This is a genomic window from Pandoraea sp. B-6 (assembly GCF_000282835.1).
Taxonomy (GTDB): domain Bacteria; phylum Pseudomonadota; class Gammaproteobacteria; order Burkholderiales; family Burkholderiaceae; genus Pandoraea; species Pandoraea cepalis.
Map to the genome: position 1 here is coordinate 3,052 of NZ_KB290497.1, position 378 is coordinate 3,429.

The window sequence follows — 378 nt, forward strand, 5'->3', positions numbered from 1 at the left end:
ACGCGGCATCGACGTGCCGGGCATCACGCACGTGTTCAACTACGATCTGCCGAAGTTTGCGGAAGACTACGTTCACCGTATCGGCCGTACAGGCCGTGCCGGTCGTCGTGGCGTGGCCGTGAGCCTGGCCGCACACGCCGAAATCGGCGCGGTGCGTCGCATCGAACGCTACACGCGTGAACTGCTGCCGGTGAATGTCGTGGCCGGTTTCGAACCGCGCCGTGCCGCACCGAAGGCCGGTGCCGGCGGCAAGCGTCCGGGCCCGAGCCGCAATGGTCCGCGTCACGGTCAAGGCAACGGCGGCGGCAGCCGCTGGAGCAACAACGGTCCGCGTCACGCCAGCAGCGCCGGTAACGGCGGCAGCGGGAGGGGGGGGGG

The 378-nt window shown here is 69.8% G+C and carries 1 protein-coding gene; it reads left to right on the top strand.

Annotated features, from left to right (window positions below; genetic code table 11):
• Positions 1-378, top strand: a 378-nt coding sequence (locus A985_RS28950; RefSeq protein WP_255349093.1) for a helicase-related protein, incomplete at both ends; no start/stop codon positions are given.